This is a genomic window from Caballeronia terrestris (genome assembly GCF_001544515.1).
In the GTDB taxonomy this organism is placed as follows: Bacteria; Pseudomonadota; Gammaproteobacteria; order Burkholderiales; family Burkholderiaceae; genus Caballeronia; species Caballeronia terrestris.
The window spans coordinates 1-1,422 of the sequence record NZ_FCOL02000401.1; the positions used below are offsets into that span (position 1 = coordinate 1).

Annotated in this window: 1 protein-coding gene and 1 pseudogene; both read right to left on the minus strand. The window is 59.9% G+C overall.

Annotated features, from left to right (window positions below):
* Nucleotides 1–506 (minus strand): annotated as a pseudogene (locus tag AWB67_RS37760) (IS701 family transposase); the annotation flags it as partial.
* A 20-nt stretch (nt 507–526) separates the two neighbouring features.
* A complete protein-coding gene (locus tag AWB67_RS37765) occupies nt 527–985 on the minus strand; it encodes a hypothetical protein (RefSeq protein ID WP_087660848.1) in 459 nt (152 codons plus the stop codon).
* Between the last annotated feature and the right edge of the window lie 437 nt (nt 986–1,422).

Here is a 1,422-nt window from a genome sequence, read left to right on the forward strand (position 1 = left end):
CCACAACCCCATCTGACGGTCGCTGCCGTAGACTTCATCACCCGTGACCCAGCCGCACGGCACACCTGCGTCCAGCGCCCGTTAAGGCATGCTTCGCGCGAGTCGCGGCTTCGTTGCAAACTCCACCGACCCGGGAATGCCCGCTGCCTCGCAGCGCACACGGTCATCGGTCCACGCCTTGGGCATATACAATTCGCGGTCGATAAATGCGCTGCCGCCACGACCGGCATAGCAGAGGAACGCGCCGATCTGGTTGTTCTCCATACGGCCTGCGGTCCACTAATCTGGCGTTGCTCACCGGCCAAGTGCTGCCCCTTCTTGACGAAACCAGTCTCATCCACGATGAGAGCCGCTTCACGTTCGCCCAGTTGTTCAACAACATATTTCCGCAGTACATCGCGCGCAGTTTCGGCAACCCATTGTGCCCGCTCGAAAAGATGCTGCGCGCCGTCAAGCGTCGCTTCGCCGATCCATTCGGCGAGCTGCCAGCTGTTTTTACGCTCGACCGTGAATTTGCATGTGATCATCATGCGGGCGCAAGCACGAAGCCCCTAAAGTTCGTCTCGATGCTCCGAATCTCGTTGGCGCAGCTTGCATAGAACAAGCCCGGACTACCGTCGTCCTTGTACATCCCACGGCACATCCCTTTCAGCCTGATACGGGCGCGTTCACCTGGTCCGTCGAGCGGAACCTGCGTCGCAGACAGATAGACTACGCCCTCTTCATGAGGTTGCGCAGTTTCGATGCCGTTGCCGTCCGCGTGCTGAATTCGGGTCGCCGAGAATCGGGACACGTACTCCTTTGTCCGCTGCCAGCGCATGCCGCATTCTTCCTGACCGGTACACTCGATCGAAGCAAAGATGTGCGCCGCGACCAGTGATGGCTCGGTCTGTTCGAATTCACTCCAGCGTGTATTCGAGGCACACGCGGCAAGACAACTGACTAGCATTGCGCACCCAACTGACCTCTTCATACTCTTCACCATGTGTATCGATCCGGACAGGAGAACGATAGGCGACACGCCGCCCCGATCCCTTGATCTGGCTCACCCGATCGCAACACCGCGCATGCGAAAAGCGTTTGACCTAAGTACCTTCGCAGGTCTCTCCGTTCGAGTCTCTGCGTCGGCCGACGGCCGAACCCGTAGGGTTTTGCGACGAACCATCAGTATCCGCAGAGTTGGCAACGTGGACCCTGGTTATATCTGGGCACTCGGAGTCCGCTACCTTACCGGACGCGCCGCTCGCGCGCAAACCGGCGCGCTGTTGACGGTATGAGGCCTTGCGGCCGCGCACGAGCAAGCGGGGCTCGATGTTCGGGCCTCGCGGTTCATCGCATTCGTCAGCCGCTGTTCGGATCGGAAGGGCTTTCGCTTGCGGTACTGGCGCTTTGCAAGTCCTCTTCCGCGAGAATGGACTTCGC